We start from the raw sequence: 16,830 nt of genomic DNA, 5'->3' as shown, positions 1-16,830 counted from the left end.
TCGGCCTTGAGCAGACGGCCGACGTCGCCAGATGGCTCATTGACAATGGCAATCGACGCTCACAGTCATTGAAACGAGCACGTACTTGCCTACGAGGTAGATATGATCAAGAAGCTTTTGCTCGTTGACCTAGAGAACAAGCACAAGGTGGATTTGTCCCCCTTGGACGAGAGCTTCAGGGCGATCATATTCGTGGGCGCCAACCAGAACCCGCCGAAGGCTTCAACGAAGCCAGCCACTGCACACAGGTTCAGTCGTGTGGATTTCCTGAAGATCTCAGGGGCGGGCAAGAACGCCTTGGACTTCCACATTGCATTTGAGCTTGGCCGCACGTTTGAGACTGCACCAGACACCCAATGCTTCGTGCTCAGTGGCGACAAGGGCTTCGATCCCCTCCTGAGCCACCTCAACGCCAACGGCATGACTTGTCTGCGAGTGGAGAGTATTGCCGAGCTAGTTTCTGCCAACGTTACGCCAGTAGGAGCACCTGACGTAGTGGTCTGCCCTCACTGCAAGAAGGCCAGCACGATTGAGCACCACGGTGGTCAGTGGTGCAGCAACTGCGGGAGGTTCGCCACGCCACCTGACCCTACGCTACTGCCGTCAAACAAAAAGGGCTATGAGAGGCAAGAGTGGTTCAAAGACGAGGACAATGCCTTTTACTCCGAATGTTGCTGGTGTCATCAAAGAACTGACATGACAGGTGGAATCTACGATGACGGCGAATGGATGTGCGGTGGATGCATAGCTCGCTACGCCCGTTGATTGGAGCCTTCAGCCTTCGCGTTGAGCTTGTCTGCTCGCTGAAGGCCGGCTTTTCGGCTTTTACGTGGCGGCTTAGAATTAATCAGATACCTTTGCCGATTGACATTTAGAATCCAACCCGGGAACTGTGAGACTGCCCCACATCAAATTTGATGGGAGGAGCAATGCAGCAGCGTCACTAGCCATCATCGTCGACATCACAACAGCCATGGTAAGGAGGTCGTGACGGCCACCTTTACCCCCCCACCGATGGAACTTGCTGGGCGCTCAGTTTCCCAACTCCTCCATACCAGGCGCTATCCAGAAGGCCCTATTTCGAAGCGATCAACCAAGATCGACCATGATGTCGATTGCGCACCTGCCGTAGTGCAGCGCAGCCTGCTCCGCCGCTTCACGCGTGAAATAGTCGTTGCCATCCCCGGCAGGGCCATAGATAAGGTCGTCAGCCTGGTCTGCGGATTCCCGGACCCCGACCACATAGCCCCACTTCTGCCCCGGCGAAAGGCTAGCGCTACCAATTTCAACGATTTCGAACGCAACGGCATGAACAAACATGCCTCGGTACTGCACTACGATCTTGCGCAACGGCTCGCTCATGCCTGCCCCCTGGTTTTTCTTAGGACCCTAGCAAGGTCACCTTTCTAAGCCCCCGAAGGCATGGTTGAATGGTGATAGGCTCACCCATAGGAGCGCCTCGATGACTGCCACCACGCTGATCAATAGCCCGCTTGAGCTCACAACCATCCTGATTCGCCATCACGGAATACATCGTGGCCTATGGACATTGACCGTCAACTTCCATGTCCAAGGCACGAATTTTCGTGCAAGCGATGTTGACAGCACTTCATTCCCAGGTGCACTCCTGGCCGTGCAGGGCATCGGTATCCGCGAGGTGGAAGTACCGGACGCGCTAACCGTAGATGCCGCCGCGGTTAATCCAGCGCCCGGCAGCAAGGCGAGAATCACCTTGTCTACTTAATGTGGGACCCCAAGGGCCGCCGCACGCGCAGCGTAGGCTAGCCCCGTCTGCCATCGGATGCCCTATCGGCAAATGACGATGTCAATTCTCCGCTGACCTCGATCAGTAACTAACGGCGTTTTCCCGAAGCGAGCTTTCCCGACTTTGATGTCCGAGCTTGAATACGCCGACGGCCTCGACGAGCTTCCCTGCCTGTTGGTTCAAACTGTCTGCTGCCGCTGCGGACTCTTCTACTAGAGCTGCATTTTGCTGCGTCACGTAATCTAGCTGGCTAACAGCGTCGCCGACCTGGCCGATGCCAGAGGACTGCTCGATGGTGGCCGCGCTGATCTCCGCGATAAGATCACTGACTCGCTTGACCTGGGAAATGATGTCGCTCATCGATGCGCTGGCCGCGCTGACTTGCAAACCCCCGGCACGAACCTGCTCGACGCTGTCCGTGATCAATGCCTTGATCTCCCGAGCAGCGGTAGAAGAGCGCTGAGCTAGGCCACGCACTTCTGTTGCCACCACGGCGAATCCCCGCCCCTGCTCACCGGCGCGTGCGGCTTCCACCGCGGCGTTGAGTGCAAGGATATTGGTCTGGAAGGCGATGCTGTCGATGACGCCGATGATGTCGCCAATCTTCTGGCTGCTGGCCGCGATCGCGTCCATCGTGCTGACCACCTGATTGACCGCTATACCGCCTTGGGCCACGGCGCCGCTGGCAGCGCTTGCCAGTGCCGTCGCCTGGCGGGCAGCCGCGGCATTGTTGTTCACGGTCGAACTGATCTCCTCCATCGAGGCGGCAGTCTGCTCGAGGTTGGCTGCCTGCTCTTCGGTGCGTTGACTCAGATCCGTGTTGCCGGCCGCGATCTGGGCCGATGCGGTAGCGATGCTCTCCGAGCTGTGACGCACCGCACCCACCACCGACACGAGACTCTCGTTCATGGTCTTGAGGGCGGAAAGCAACTCCCCGGTCTCGTCCGAGGTCGCAATCTCGATGCGCGAAGTCAGATCACCTGCCGCAACCGTCTGGGCCACTTCCACCGCTTGCCGAATTGGCACGGTAATCGATCGCGTCAGTCGCCAGGCGAATACTGCGCTGAGTATCAGGGCGAACAAACCCGTGGCCAGCATCGCGCCGCGCGCGGCATCAATGTCACCCCGTATGACCGCACCTTGGGCCTCGACCATTTTCTTCTGTCGCTCGCTCAACGCGACCACGTGCTCCTTCAAGGCTTCGAGCCGCGGAAGGGTTTCACTGGTCAGGGTCTGGATCGCTTCTTCTCTCCGACCCTCCCCGAGCAGCTTGTCCACGCGCCCAAAGGACTCCGCATAGGATGCGCGCGCCTCCCTGACCTTGGCGAGCAAGGCCTTTCCCTCAACGCTATCAACTAGCTTGTCGAGGATTGCGAGAGAAGCGTCCACCTTCTTCTTGTTCAACTCGATACGCTGATGCGTCTTGCTTGTTTGATCCGGACTCGTTGCAAAGAACAGCTCCATCGTGCGCAGGCCGTTGGCGCGTGTATAGGCGTCGAGCGAGGCCGCCGCTTCCGCCTTGCTCCAGTCTTCGTTGATGATCCGGTCGCTGAGTGTGCCGACACTGGTAAGCTGGCCGACGGCCAACACGACCATGGTGGCGATCAGTACCAATACGGTGCCGAAGCCCAAACTCAGGCGCGCTCCGATCTTCCAGTTTTTGAGAGAGTTCAAGTCATACCTCCAATTCCGACTGATGCTTCGCAGAGCTGACTTGTGGCTTGAGTCCATCTGGATTGACGCGATGGGCGATCTGCTTCAACTCAACTTGCTTTCATCGGTAAACATCGGCGGATAGGACTGGTTCATTTATCCCCCAATCGGGGTAAAGCGCCGCTTCGAGGAAGGCCTTTTGACGTAAGTCAATTTGCCAACTATGCAATCCGCAAGAAATTGCACACTGCGCAAACACGTGCACAACGATGATCGCCAATTTGTTGACTCGTCTACATATCTGCCGCCGTAGTTGAGGGTACCCGCCAAAGAACGATAAATGTAGTGCGTTCCCTCACAAGCAGCTCGGATCCTCTATATTGGATCGGTGCCGCGTTACCAAGAAGCAAGAACAAGGAGGTGCCATGTCACAGCTACGCGTTCTCCATGGCGCCTCCAGACTACGCCAACATTCCCGCATCGATTCGGCGCCACGTCGAACTCCTTCCCAAGCATCCGATCTGCACTAGTCAACCCGACTGGTGCGTCATGAGCAATATCCCGCACCACTTTGGCCACTGCCTTGCCTTCACCACGCCAGGACGGTGGCTTATCTCGTGCCTTCCATTTGCGGCAAGTCGGCACGTAATTGTCATCGGCCGCACACCGTGAGCGCTCACGGCAATAACACGAAGGGATCGAATCATGAAAAAGCCACATCAACGCCTCTGTGCAAGCCTCTTATGTCTGGCGGCAAGCATCTTCATGCCCCAGGTCCAGGCGCAACCGCCGACCGCTCCTGGAACCCGAATGGGATGCGTCTTCCAAGGGCCGACCGGGAAGACGTTCATCGATGCCCAGCGCTCACGCGATCAGATTGCTGCAGATCTCAAAGCGGCGTACGCAGGGTCAGGGTCCAGTCGCGTTGCAGACGCATGTCTCGCCGGACAGCTTGCCAATATGCCCGCCGCTGTCTATCAGAATCTGGCCAGCAAGCACCCAGGCAAATACGCTCCTTTGTCGCCTCAAGCAAGCTCCACTAATTCAGTTGGCCCTGCACCGGCAGCCCGAGGGCCGCGAAACCTTCCCCTCAACTACGCGTTCATCGCGCTTGATAGCGCGATCCCGTCCGGTTTTTTGTTCTTTGACCCAATTGGCGTATCTGACTCCCACAAGGTCATAGGAACCGTGTACGACAACGACGGCAATCCGTCACTGGCGTTGTACCAGAGTGGGATGGTCAAGATCATGATTGCCGGCGCGTTCGTGAACGCCGTTTCGCGCCAGGGTGTTGCCGCCGGCGCTGTGGTGACCGATCCGATCAACTTTTACACGCAGGCTGCAATCTTTCATGGGAGCAGCACCGAACTGATTCCACGAGCGCCTGACGAGGTGACAAGCTATGTAGCCTCCGTCACCGATCAAGGCACGGCGCTCGTGATGTCAACTGACGCGACCGGGATCAACACTGCGTACCTCTATCAGAACAGAAAGCTGCGAAAACTAACCTTCGCTAGCGCAAACTACGTCGTCCTGACTGGGATGAACAACGCACTGACGATTGTTGGATGGCTCAGCACACAGCCAAACGTCGACACTGCCTTCAAATTCGACGCCAACACCGGCACCACAACGCTATTGCCACCTCTTGCAAGCAACCCAAGCTCTTGGGCAATTGGGATCAACAACCTCGGCGACATTGTCGGCTATTCGTTCGTATTCTCTGGAACGGAGAACATCGGCATCTGGAGCGGCGGACGTCCGTTCGAAACATACTTCACGGAAGGCACCGCGCAGATACCAACGATCAGCAACTGGCTGCTCATCAATGACGCTCGCTTGATTGTCATCACGAGGACAAACGATCAGCAAAGCTACCTGATCCCTACCAAGGGCACCCGAGTGCTGTTGTCTGACTACGTCAACTACGACGTAGCTACGTATGGCACATTGTCCAGTGTCGTTGGACTGAACAATTTCGCTGAGCTGACCGGACTCACTTCGTTCAGTTATAACTTTTTTCTGAAACCGTGATCCATTCACCGCCCGAGGCCGCACCCGAACAATCGGGCGCGGCCTCGGGCGGCATTGGACAGCCCCGTTGAGACACCTTAACCACCGCAGCCAGCGACCAACGAGAATGGAAACCGCTATCCTTTTCGCGTCAGCACAACCGTCACCAAGGGTGCGCCTTCGGTGACGCCATCAAATCGCCAGTGCACGGCTGAGTGTCTCCCGGACGACCGATCGGACGTCTGCAATGTGGCGCCGCGCAGTGGCCATCAGCCTCGGCCGCTAACGCGCGGCGTGTAAAGTCATCAAAGGGAATTTCGAGCTTCAGCTTAGACAATAGTAAGAACAGAGCCACGCGTGATAAAGATGCCGCAGGGCATAAGCATCCTGCCAGTAGTGCAACTAACGCTGTACGATGATACCGAAGAGCAATCCCAAATCGGGACTGAATGAGGCGGCGTATTCCAGTTGCCCATCCTTTCGCACGGCCGGCCCGGAAGTATGGTTGCCTTGTGTGACCTGGTAGACGATCTCCGAGATCGTCCTGTCATCGGTGTCCGACACAAGGCCCAGGCCTGTAGCACGAGATGCGCAAACAATCACGGGTATCGCGGCGAGCATCCTTGCGGCGTCAGCGCCGGGTACCATGATGAGCATCTCCCGAACCGCACCACCGGAAGTGTCCGCAGAACCGAGCAGGAGAATGTTGCCGTTCACCCGACCGCTGAACGTGTCCATCGACACGCCCGGCTCGACGTCAAAGATCACGCGCGGGTCCCCAACCCCGAGTTCCCCAAGCCTTCCGGCGAAATTCTTCTGGAATTCCTCAATAGAGACGGGCCTTGTTGCGTGCACCCAGTCGGATGCCAACGCTGGCAACACAACCTTCTCGCGATCCCTGTCGTCACTCCCAGCCCGGGCAGTTTGCTGCCAGAGCCCGCTCCTATGCTCCCCGATGCAATCCTCGATGACAACCGACCCGACATAGACAAGGAGACACCCGATGATTGCATATGACCTAGCTTGCGGGTACCTCATGGTAAAGCTGGCCCCCGATTTTGGCCTCGCCAGGAGGGCGACCAGCGCCCCCGCAAGGCAGAGTAGGCCAACTGTGGCAATGACATCCCCGAGGTTCATTTTCACGTGCACTTGACCAGCACAAGAAGGATCACTCTCGCGCTCTAGCGCTTGAAGAACTGATTCCCCGTATATACAGGCGAGAAGAGCAGGTTCAGCATCGACAAGAACTTGGTCAGGCCATTGGACTCCGCATTGGCGATGTACACCACGTCCTTGTCACGCATCGCGAAGCGCTGCGCGAGAAAGTAGCTCGTCGGATTCATCAGATCCAGCCGATAGATGACGGGCGCAGCCTCCGGTTGGTAACGGAACACGAAGACAGCGCGCGGGTCGGCCTGCAGGTCACCTGGACCGCCAACCTTGGCCACAGCTTCCGCCAGATTGATTTTCGGGGCGTCAAACGGCACCTGCGAGACCTTTCCCGCAGCACCGAGCACAGAGAAGCTGCGCGGACGGCGCTCGATAAGGAGCCGATCCTGCGGGCGCAACAGAAGATTGCCCTCACTTTCCGGGGTCAAATCAGCGAGTGGCACCTCCAGGGTCGTCCGGCCGCGCGTGAGACGTGCGGAAACATCCGTCATCGGATAGGCCGCGCCACCCGCCAGGGCGACCATGTCAAGCACGCGCTCGCCGATTGGGGATAGCGCGACCCTCCCCGGCTTTTTCACCTCGCCCATCACCATCACGCTGTTGGCAAGATTGTCACGCACGCTCACGACGACCTGCGGGTCCTGCGACTTGCCCTTGAGGCCAGCCCGGATCGCATCCTCGAGCTCACGCGGCGTGCGCCCCGCCGCCCTCACACGCCCAACGTATGGCACCGGGATCGTGCCGTCGGCGGCTACGGCGATTGTCGGCATGGCCTGAGCCGCGGCTGTCGGCAACGGACCCGCCCCTACACCGCCGCCCAGTGCGCCCGCTGTGCCTAAGCTCGATGACGGCCCAAATAGCGTAGTACCTACTTCAAATATGGAGATGCTCAGCGTGTCGCCGGCGCCAATCCGCTCGAACGCGGCCTCGCCTTCGCTACCCAATGACGGGATGGAGGCCGGTGCTGCCGGCTCGGCACCCAGCTTGGTCACAAGATCTGCATCGAGATCGGCGATGCGAAACCCGAGCGCGTTGGCGGCGCTGTCCTGCGCGTCCACGATGTCACGCGCCGTGGGGCCGCTGCTAGGCAGATAGGCGCAGCCGGAAAGCACCACGGCACAGACGATCGCTGCGTTGTGTCGCAAGGAAAGAAGGAATGTCATGGTCTGCTTGGAAAGGATAGAACGCGCGCGTACATGGCGCGCAGCCTGGCTTGATACTGTTCAGACCCGAACTCCAGCGCCTGCAACTGTCCGATGGCGGAAAGTTGCGCGCGCAGATTGGCATCGGCGTCGAGCCTGCGAATGCCTGCGGCAATGTCCTGAACGTTGTAGGGATCGATCAGAACAGCCGCGTCACCCGAGACCTCAGGCAGTGACGACACATTGGAGGTCAGCACCGGCGTGCCCAATGCCATCGCTTCAAGCACTGGCAACCCGAAACCTTCGTAGATCGAGGGGAACGTGACGGCGCGCGCATTGCGCACAAGCGTCATGAGCCATGCACGCGGCAGGTAGTCGTAGCGTCGGATGCGCTCACTGACCCCACGCAGCCCCTGCCCACCCTCTCCTTGCAAGAGCCTCACCTCGCCCGCACTCTTCCAGGCACGGGCGCCCACGATCACAAGCGGCGTCTTGACCTGCGATGCGAGATACGCCTCGACCAGGCGGCCAATGTTCTTCTTCGGCTCGATCGCACCGAAGTACAGGAAATACCCACGCGGCTCCAACTCGAAAGTGGTGGCAAGACGCGCCTCGTCTTCGCTCTCGTTCTCCGGCAGTGGCATCGCCGACTGCCAGGTGTTGGAGATCCGCTCAGGTTGGGCCGAGGGGAACATTCTCAGCAGGTCCGCGCGGCTTGCCTCCGAGACCGTGCAGACGTAGTCGCCATCCCGAAGGCAGGCCTGGATAAGCCGATAGTGATAGCGCTTGTTCTCGAGCGACGTATAGGGCAAACGTAGCGGCACGAGGTCGTGGATCGTGTATAAGTTGCGTGCGCCTTCAAGTCTGACGGGAAGCGGATAGGTCCAATGCATGATCGCCGGCGGGTTCGGTACACGCAGGGACAGGAAACTGCCAAAGCGCCTGAAGTGCCGTGCGGCAGCCTCGAATACGTCTGCGCTCGTGAAAAGGCGATCGCTCTCTGGGACACGGCCTTCCAGGCCCTGGGCGATCACGCCACCGGCACGAGGCACATAGACCGCTGTACGACCAAATGCGTCCCCTATTGCGGACCCAACGGCCGCAATGGCGCCGATGGCTCCGGCACGCCCGCGACGCGCTCGGCGCGGGCGATCCAGCGCATCGTAGAAAAGCACTTCGCGCATCCGTGCGGGCGCCCGCGGACCGACCGGCAAGTCGTAGAACAGGTCCACCTGATGTCCCATCTGCCTGAGCGACCAGGCGAGTGTCCGCGCGTACGTGGCGACTCCGGACCCGTTGGGAAGTGCGAGATTAAAACCGTCAACACCGATGCGCATGCTTGAATCTTCTTTCATGACGATCCGCTGCGTCTACACAGCGCCGAGTGCCGGCGCGCCACAGATGCGCGCGTACAGCATCACCATCCGATCGACATAGCCGCGGGGTGAAAACGCGGCCGCCTGCTCGAAACCTGCAGCCCGCAATCGCCTGCACAGGTGATCGTCCGTGTCGAGCGCACGGATAGCCTTGGCCATCGCGTGAATGTCACAGGGATCCACATGCAGGGCATTGCCGCCCCCCACCTCACGCAAGGCGCCGGCATCGCTGGTCATGACCGGTGTGCCGAGTGCCATCGCCTCCGCCACAGGCAGCCCAAACCCTTCGGCTAGCGACGGGAACAACATGGCGCGCGCCTGCCGGATCAGCGCGATCAACTCTGCATGGGGCAGCATTGGCAGGCGAATCACACCTGGCGCGCGCGCGAGCATCGATTCAATCTCAGGAATGTCGCGCGAGAGCGGCCCGACCACCACAAGAGAACGAGCGGGTTGCGCGGTGCGATGGGCTGCCACCAGGCGTGGAAGATTCTTCCTCGCCTCCGGCATACCGCAGCAGATGAAGTAGCTGCCCGGCCGCAGCCCTGCAGGCAAGACGGGATCGCGCTGCAAGGGGGCTCGTATTGCCTGCGAGGTATTCGTGACGAACGAGCGTGCGCAGCCAAAGGTATTGATGATGTCCTCGCGCGACGCATCGGATACGGTCACCAGGTGCTGTGCGTGCGCCAGTATCTGCTCGAGCAATCTCCTGTGCCGCGCCGACGCAACGCCTGTCAGGCGCGGATGCGTAAGCGGAATCAGATCGTGCACGGTGTAGACGTTGCACGTCCCTTCAAGAAAGATCGGCAGCGGATAAGTCCAGTGCATCACCGCTGGCGGTGTTGCGCAACGTACGTGCATCAGTTTGCGATGGATGGTGAAATAAGTTTGCGCTTCACGAAACAGCCGGCCACCATCATGCGTGCATCGCTGCGCGTCGATCCCCTGCTCATGGAACTCGAAGATTGCCGCGCGCGCACCGCGCCTGATGGCGCTGCCCCAGCGCGACAGCACTGGTTCGCGCGACGCCCCACCCGTCGCGCGATGCGCGACGCCTCCGCTCAACCATTGGACCTGTACGCCCGAACGCGCAAGGCAATCACCAAGGGTGCGCGTGTAAGTCGCGACGCCAGTGCCTGCCCCAAGCGACCACGTACGCGCATCGATACCTACGCGCAGCCCCAATCCCGATGACAAGTCATTGCTAAGCCAGGGAGGCGTCGCCGGGGGACCAACCCGGTGTCGGGCAGTATCTTGCCGCGACCACGATTGATCGCTACGAAGGATCGTGCTCATAATTCCGCACCGATCAACTCCGCGCACCACATCGGGCAACGCCAATGATCTCCTTTCAGAACGTGAGCAAAAGCTATCTCGTGGGGCATGTTTCGACCACCGTCCTTCAAAACGTTTCCTTCAACATTGAGCGCGGCACCGCGCTTGGCATCTGTGGAGCCAATGGCGCAGGCAAGTCCACGCTGATGCGTCTGGCAGCAGGTGTGGAGCTACCCACCTCCGGCCAGGTGCAACGTACGTTCTCGGTGTCGTGGCCGCTGGGCTACAGCAGCGCGTTTCAGAGCAGCCTTACGGGCGCCGACAATACGCGCTTTATCGCGCGCGTCTACGGCAAGCCCATCGGCGAAACCCTTGCCTATGTCAACGACTTCGCCGAACTGGGCCGCTATTTCAGGATGCCCGTCAGTTCCTACTCGGCGGGCATGTCTGCGCGGCTCGCATTCGCAATCTCGTTAGCCGTGGATTTCGACTGCTATCTGATCGACGAGGTCACCGCCGCTGGCGATGCAAGATTTCGCCAGCGTTGCCATGACGCACTACGTACTCGCCTGGCCAACGCTGCGCTGATGATGGTCTCTCATGACCCCTCCACGCTCACGGATTTCTGCAGCAGCGGAGCCGTTCTGCATGACGGACAACTCCATCTGTTCAGCACCATCAGCGACGCGCTCAAAGCCCATCATGATCTGCAAGAGGTACCGGCTTGACGGGAACCTCGTCCGACACGGGTGTGAAGGGTGACGGTGTAGCGTGACGCACCTGCGTCATCCATTACTGAGATTCTGAAAAAAATTTGACATATACTCCGCCGCCGAACTAACCGGATTCGTTATCGGCTTTGGTTCCCCTTGCACGACTTCGTCGCTCTCCGCCTGGCTGCGCGAGGCATACCCGAGTTCTCAACCCCGCCGAGGCAGTCGCCCCTCATCTCTACTGTGTGCGACGGAATGCTACGGAGGAGGATTACCAATTTGCACTGCAGGCGAGCAATGCAGCGCGCGCGGTCTAGTCCCTGCAGGATCGTCAAGAGCCGCTGACACGTACCGACCTCACTCCGCCTTCTCCCCAGACAGCACCTTGACGTCCTGGCCAGATGGACTTCGTTTGCCTAGGGCGCACCCAGTCGCAAGACTGCGGCACCTTCCCAAGAGCTTCGAAAATTGCAGGTCTTTACGACTGAGCCAGCGCTCCCAGGATACGAATTCACCGTTCCGTCAAACTTCCGCGGTCGCATTCGTATCGACGACAGTCCCAGTGTTAAAGTGCCGTTACGGAGTTGCGAAGGCACAGACCTCATTGCATGGCATCTTGCAGCCAGGCACCTCGTTTCCTCGAATAGCACCAGGCCCCACTCGGCCGCATTCAAGCTCACCACCGAGATACACAGTGTTCGATATCACGCCAGACGAGATTGCTCGACTAAACGACATTGACCTGCGGGAATTGGTTGGACGGCTCTGCGAAGCGGAACTGTTTGCGCGCGGGCTTTCGACGTCGGCGGTGACATGGGGGGGCAATCAAACGGCCCCGGATGGGGGTCTGGACGTACGAGTCACCCTTGCAAAGGGCGCAAGCATTGACGGGTTCGTTCCACGTGGCTTGACCGGTTTTCAGGTCAAAACTCCGGATATGCCAAGGGCGAAGATCCTTGCAGAAATGCGGCCCTCAGGGAGGATCCGCTCTGTCATCCAGGACCTTGCAAACGCGGCGGGGGCTTACATTGTCGTGAGCTCTCAAGGATCGACCGCTGATCGCACATTGCTCGCACGGCAAAATGCCCTACGGGAGGCGCTGAACGACGTTCCAAATGCTGATCGGCTCCAGACGGACTTTTATGATCGGACGCGCTTGGCGACTTGGGTTCGCCGGTTTCCGGGGCTTGTCACATGGGTGAAAGAGCGCGTTGGCAGAGCTCTTGTGGGCTGGCATCCATACGGTCCATGGGCGGGCGCAGGAGACGACGCCGAGTACTTGCTTGATGACAAGCTTCGACTGCACATGGGCCAGCGAGTCGATGCGCCCGCACAACCAATTGCTCAAGCTATCGACGAACTGCGGGACGAATTGGCCCAAGCCGGCAGAGTTGTGCGACTCGTTGGATTGTCCGGCGTCGGGAAAACGAGGTTAGCCCAGGCCTTGTTCGACTCAAGTCTTGGGGCGCGGCCTTTGTCGCAATCCCTCGCCGTTTATGCCAACCTCTCCGACGAGCCGACCCCGCAACCAATTGGACTAGCGTCAGACATGCTCGCCAGCAACATGCGTGCAGTCTTGATCGTTGACAATTGCCCGCCGGACTTGCATCACAGGCTTGCCGAACTGTGCAGCAAGCAGAACAGCTCTGTCAGCGTGCTCACCATTGAGTACGACATACGTGACGACCAACCCGAGCGAACCAAGGTCATCACCTTGGACACGTCTTCCGCAGAATTGATCGAGCGTCTGGTCGGACGGCGGTATTCACACCTTTCAAGAGTAGACATCCACGCGATCGCCGAAGCCTCTGGCGGCAACGCGAGAATTGCGATAGCGCTTGCCGAAACGGTTGAACGCTCAGACTCAATAGCCGGTCTCTCGAATGATGAGCTTTTCCAAAGGCTCTTTCGACAACGGCATGAGCCTGACAACGCTTTGTATGCGGCGGCCCAAGCGTGCGCGCTTGTTTACTCGTTCGAGGGGGAGACACTGTCGGGCGCAGGGGTCGAACTTGGGCGTATTGCTGCGCTTGCAGGCCAAGCGCCTGCAGAAATGTACCGCCACATCGGCGAGCTGCTTCGTCGCAACTTGATGCAGCGGCGTGGTGTTTGGCGGGCCGTGCTCCCTCACGCCATCGCGAATCGCCTAGCAGCGGGAGCGCTTGAGAGCATTCCATACGAATTCATCAAGCAGAACCTGCTTCAGAATGGATCCGATCGGCTTGCGAGATCTTTTTCGCGACGACTGTCGTATTTGCATGATCAGCCGATGGTGGAAAAGATCGTCGAGTCCTGGCTCGCCCCAGACGGTCTTCTTGGCACGCCAGAGTCGTTCGACGAACTCGAAATGGCAATGTTCAAGAATGTCGCCCCGGTGTTGCCAGAGTCCTCCCTTTCGGCACTTGAACGGATCGGTGTAAATGCTCCTGACATCGCCGCTTCCTCGTGGCAGGAGTACTTCTCCCTACTACGCCTGATCGCCTATGAGCCGTCTCTTTTCGAGCGTAGTGTCGAACTGTTGGCACGAGTAGCGGTAGACGGACGAGACGATCAATTCCGCAAGCAAGCGTCTGACACGTTTGCTTCTTTGTTCAAACTTTATCTTTCCGGAACGCACGCCACCATAGAGCAACGCCTGGGGGTTGTGGAGAAGCTGCTGAAATCCACTGACGGCCGAGCGCGTCAACTCGGCCTGGCAGCGTTGGCCAACGTCCTGCAGGCGATCCACTTTCATGCGTTCCATGACTACAGTTTTGGCGCCCGATCGCGCGATTATGGTTATCAGCCTCGAAACAGAGCTGATGAGGTTCAGTGGTACAGCGCTACCCTCTCGATGATCGAGCGCTTAGCGCTTGACGAGGAAATCCTCAACTCGGAACTCCTCGGTCTGCTCGGGGACCGCTTTCGTTCACTTTGGACGTGGGCCGGCATGCATCCCGAGCTGGAAGCGCTGTCTATCAGGATTGCGTCCAACTGTTTCTGGCTCGACGGATGGATGGGGTGCCGACAGACGATCCGCTTCGATGGAAGCGGCTTTCAGTCTGACTTGAAGTCACGTCTTAACGCCTTAGAGGTTGCCCTTCGACCTACCGTCCTTGCAGACAAGGCGCGCGCGGTGATTCGCGGCGATTGGGATGGTAGGACTGGTCCAGACGAACTGATTGCTGCCCCCGATGCAACGAGTACTCTTCAGCGAACGGAAGCACTGGCTGTTGAGCTCGGCGCCGCAGTCGCGGCTGACGATGCTGTTCTTGCTCAAATCTTGCCAAACCTGTTGAGAGGCGGAACTAGAGCCTGGGCGTTTGGCCGCGGTCTTGCCAGCGGGTCTCGGGACGTTCCCGCCACTTGGGAAAAGCTCGTTGGCGAAACTGAGCGTACTTCGCGCGAGGAGTTAGACGTTCGCGTACTAATGGGCTTTCTCGCTGCGCTCTGGGAGAGTGATAGGGAGCTTGCCCAGCAATTCCTGGATGCTGCGTTCTCGTCTCAAGCGCTTTTGCCATTACTCCCGCTACTCAATTCATCGGTGGCGCTGGACGGGCGCAGCGTGGAGCGAATGAAGCGAGCGTTGCGCTGCGAGCAGGTGCCTATCAGGATGTTTGAGAATTTGACGTACGGGGGAGCTACCGCTCAACTGGACGCGCGAGCATTTTGCGACCTGCTCGCCCATATTGCTGACCATCCCGAGGGCTACTACGTTGCATTGGACATACTCCACATGCGCATGTTCGCAGACCGAGCCAATGGGCGAATGGTGGCCCCTGAGCTACTCGAAGCAGGTAGAGAACTCCTTCGGCGCGTTACGTTTCAAAAGCGCAAAACTCAGGATGACTACAACCTGAGCCAGTTGGTCGAATGCTGTCTCACGGGCCCCGATGCCGCCCTAGTCGCAACCGACGCCGTTCTAGCGGTGCTGCGTGCTGTGGAATCTCATCAGACCTATGCACTCGAATGTGCAGATTTCCTTTCAGCACTGGCAGCAGCGCAGCCAAAGGCTGTTCTGGACGCCATGTTTGGGGGGGACGAAGAGCAACGCGAAGCGGTAATTTATCACTTCGATTACATCGTAGACCATCGGCCAAACTGGGCGGACGCCATTCCATCCAATGTACTAACGGCCTGGTGCGCTGAGGATCCAATCGTCCGATATCCGCTGGCAGCCTCCGTGGTCACTTTTTCGCGTCGGGCCGATGGCAATCAGCCGCGCGGCTGGTCGGAACATGCAACCGCACTCCTCGCGGCCGCGCCGAATGCACTGAGTGTGCTCAAAGTTTTCATTGAACGATTTTGGCCGACTTCTTGGAGCGGTTCCCGGGCCGCAATCGCGGAGGAGAACTCCCGACTGTTGGATAGCAACGAAGTGCAGGCACTCGCAGAAGCGAGGGAAATGGTACTGCAAGCGAAAGCTGAACTCGCCCGAGCTGTAATAGAAGAACGACAACGGGAAACCAAACGCGACCGAGATCGGGACGGTCGATTCGAATGACTGTGGTTTGCGGTGGTCGACCAAGTGTCCTCGTAAGCCATGTCCTGAAGCTTCTGCTCGCACTAGCCTCGAGTTGCGAGTACACAAGAAACTGGAGGGGGTAGCCCGACCTATCGCCCCATTGTCAACGTACGCGCCCTCGCCGTTGGCTTCGCACGAACCATCTGGTCATCGTCCTTCGCAAAGTAACGAACTACATAGTTGGCGAGTGTTGCAAGTTGCATTGGGTCGGCGCTTGCTATTGGATCAACCGCCCACTGACCGCGGGCTCTGAGTGCCTCGCGATCGAGTCTCGCATGGCAATCGTACATCAAGCCCTGCCCACGGGTCACGCGGCGCCAGCGATCGCCGATCAGGCACTTCAACTGGCACAGCTCCGCTTGCGTCAGCTTCGCGGGATCCAGAAAGAAGATGCAGTGGAAATGGTTAGCACAATGCCGCCCGCCCTGTTCGAGCTTCCAGATGTAGCCCACCATGCGATCGAAAAGCAGCCGGTCGGCTCCACGGCGATTCTCAAAAAAGCGATCCCGATCTTGGATGGCGACAGCCGCGTCGATTCGAGCACGTGTCTCGGGCCTGCCATGTCCGATTGCCACGTTTGATGGCATCGGCACCCACACCCCATTCTCAGATGCCGCCCAGCCCGTGCGCGCCATCGCGCTGGCGTCAGCGGTCGCATAGTCCGCGTAATAGAGATCCACCCGCACCGGTACCAGGCAACGATATTGTTCCGACAAAGCGCCCAGGTACCGCCTGATCGCCCTCTCCTGGTCATCGAGATTGCCTCGCCAATCAGACAGCCACTTCCTCACCCCACGTCGCACTGCCTCCATGCGCAGCGTTCCGACAAAGTCGTTGTACAGGCTCGCTGCCATTGACTTGTCAGCGATCCCGTCCCGCACACCGCATCCGAGCATGCGAGCCAGTGGATGCTGCATGAAGCAGTCAAAGAAGAGCTGCAAATCAACGCTGTAGGCGTACGCCGGCCAGTACAGGTCCATCCATTGACCGCACAGCGGCAGGAATCCTGCCAGGCTTCTGTACCCCGACACACCCACTGGATTGCGCACCGCCTGCTGACGTCCCACCTGATGCCGGACATCAAACGGCACCTGCTCCGTTTCCAGCACGGCATCGAGAAAGTGCGTATTTCGGGGCGCGTGATCAGCGATTTCGGGGGAACGTGATCACCTGTTTCGGCGGGAAGCTGATCGCTGGTTTCGGCGGAACGTGATCACTT

At 59.0% G+C, this 16,830-nt stretch carries 12 protein-coding genes; 5 read left to right on the top strand and 7 right to left on the bottom strand.

From position 1 onward, the window contains the following. Positions 1-102: 102 nt before the first annotated feature. On the top strand, positions 103-765 hold the full coding sequence (locus RN01_RS32455; RefSeq protein WP_024569307.1) for a PIN domain-containing protein: 663 nt from the start codon (positions 103-105) through the stop codon (positions 763-765). A gap of 324 nt (positions 766-1,089) precedes the next feature. Here RN01_RS32455 and RN01_RS07025 read toward each other — a convergent pair whose 3' ends face one another. Next, positions 1,090-1,362: a hypothetical protein gene (locus RN01_RS07025; RefSeq protein ID WP_017516191.1), complete on the bottom strand. Its 273-nt coding sequence runs from the start codon at positions 1,360-1,362 to the stop codon at positions 1,090-1,092. A 100-nt stretch (positions 1,363-1,462) separates the two neighbouring features. Between RN01_RS07025 and RN01_RS07020 the strand changes: the two genes are divergently transcribed. Next, positions 1,463-1,744, top strand: coding sequence for a hypothetical protein (locus tag RN01_RS07020; protein ID WP_024569306.1), 282 nt, complete (start codon positions 1,463-1,465; stop codon positions 1,742-1,744). 102 nt (positions 1,745-1,846) lie between these two features. Here RN01_RS07020 and RN01_RS35000 read toward each other — a convergent pair whose 3' ends face one another. Next, positions 1,847-3,439: a methyl-accepting chemotaxis protein gene (locus tag RN01_RS35000; protein ID WP_024569305.1), complete on the bottom strand. Its 1,593-nt coding sequence runs from the start codon at positions 3,437-3,439 to the stop codon at positions 1,847-1,849. A gap of 684 nt (positions 3,440-4,123) precedes the next feature. Here RN01_RS35000 and RN01_RS33815 point away from each other — a divergent pair. After that, the gene (locus RN01_RS33815; RefSeq protein WP_128646618.1) at positions 4,124-5,452 is read left to right on the top strand and encodes a hypothetical protein; all 1,329 of its coding nucleotides are present in this window, start codon (positions 4,124-4,126) and stop codon (positions 5,450-5,452) included. A gap of 381 nt (positions 5,453-5,833) precedes the next feature. Here the strand turns inward: RN01_RS33815 and RN01_RS07005 are convergent, their stop codons facing one another. The 4 genes from RN01_RS07005 to RN01_RS06990 form a co-directional block, all read right to left on the bottom strand. Further along, positions 5,834-6,574: a hypothetical protein gene (locus RN01_RS07005; protein WP_128646616.1), complete on the bottom strand. Its 741-nt coding sequence runs from the start codon at positions 6,572-6,574 to the stop codon at positions 5,834-5,836. 38 nt (positions 6,575-6,612) lie between these two features. After that, a complete protein-coding gene (locus RN01_RS07000) occupies positions 6,613-7,659 on the bottom strand; it encodes a polysaccharide biosynthesis/export family protein (RefSeq protein ID WP_160171249.1) in 1,047 nt (348 codons plus the stop codon). Positions 7,660-7,760: 101 nt separating this feature from the next. Then, positions 7,761-9,080 carry a glycosyltransferase family 1 protein gene (locus tag RN01_RS06995; protein ID WP_051069004.1) on the bottom strand — a complete coding sequence of 440 codons (1,320 nt, stop codon included), beginning with the start codon at positions 9,078-9,080 and terminating at the stop codon, positions 7,761-7,763. Between the two features lie 33 nt (positions 9,081-9,113). Then, the gene (locus RN01_RS06990; protein WP_133258093.1) at positions 9,114-10,460 is read right to left on the bottom strand and encodes a glycosyltransferase family 1 protein; all 1,347 of its coding nucleotides are present in this window, start codon (positions 10,458-10,460) and stop codon (positions 9,114-9,116) included. Here RN01_RS06990 and RN01_RS06985 point away from each other — a divergent pair. Both RN01_RS06985 and RN01_RS06980 read left to right on the top strand, forming a co-directional pair. After that, positions 10,460-11,122, top strand: coding sequence for an ABC transporter ATP-binding protein (locus RN01_RS06985; RefSeq protein WP_024569303.1), 663 nt, complete (start codon positions 10,460-10,462; stop codon positions 11,120-11,122). The genes RN01_RS06990 and RN01_RS06985 overlap by 1 nt on opposite strands. A 1,264-nt stretch (positions 11,123-12,386) precedes the next feature. Next, positions 12,387-15,590, top strand: coding sequence for a hypothetical protein (locus RN01_RS06980; RefSeq protein ID WP_152536327.1), 3,204 nt, complete (start codon positions 12,387-12,389; stop codon positions 15,588-15,590). A 110-nt stretch (positions 15,591-15,700) separates the two neighbouring features. Here the strand turns inward: RN01_RS06980 and RN01_RS06975 are convergent, their stop codons facing one another. Continuing rightward, a complete protein-coding gene (locus RN01_RS06975) occupies positions 15,701-16,720 on the bottom strand; it encodes an inovirus-type Gp2 protein (RefSeq protein WP_152536326.1) in 1,020 nt (339 codons plus the stop codon). Between the last annotated feature and the right edge of the window lie 110 nt (positions 16,721-16,830).

The sequence above is a fragment of the Cupriavidus sp. SHE genome (genome assembly GCF_000812445.1).
In the GTDB taxonomy this organism is placed as follows: domain Bacteria; phylum Pseudomonadota; class Gammaproteobacteria; order Burkholderiales; family Burkholderiaceae; genus Cupriavidus; species Cupriavidus metallidurans.
This window is presented reverse-complemented; position numbering and strand designations above follow the sequence as displayed.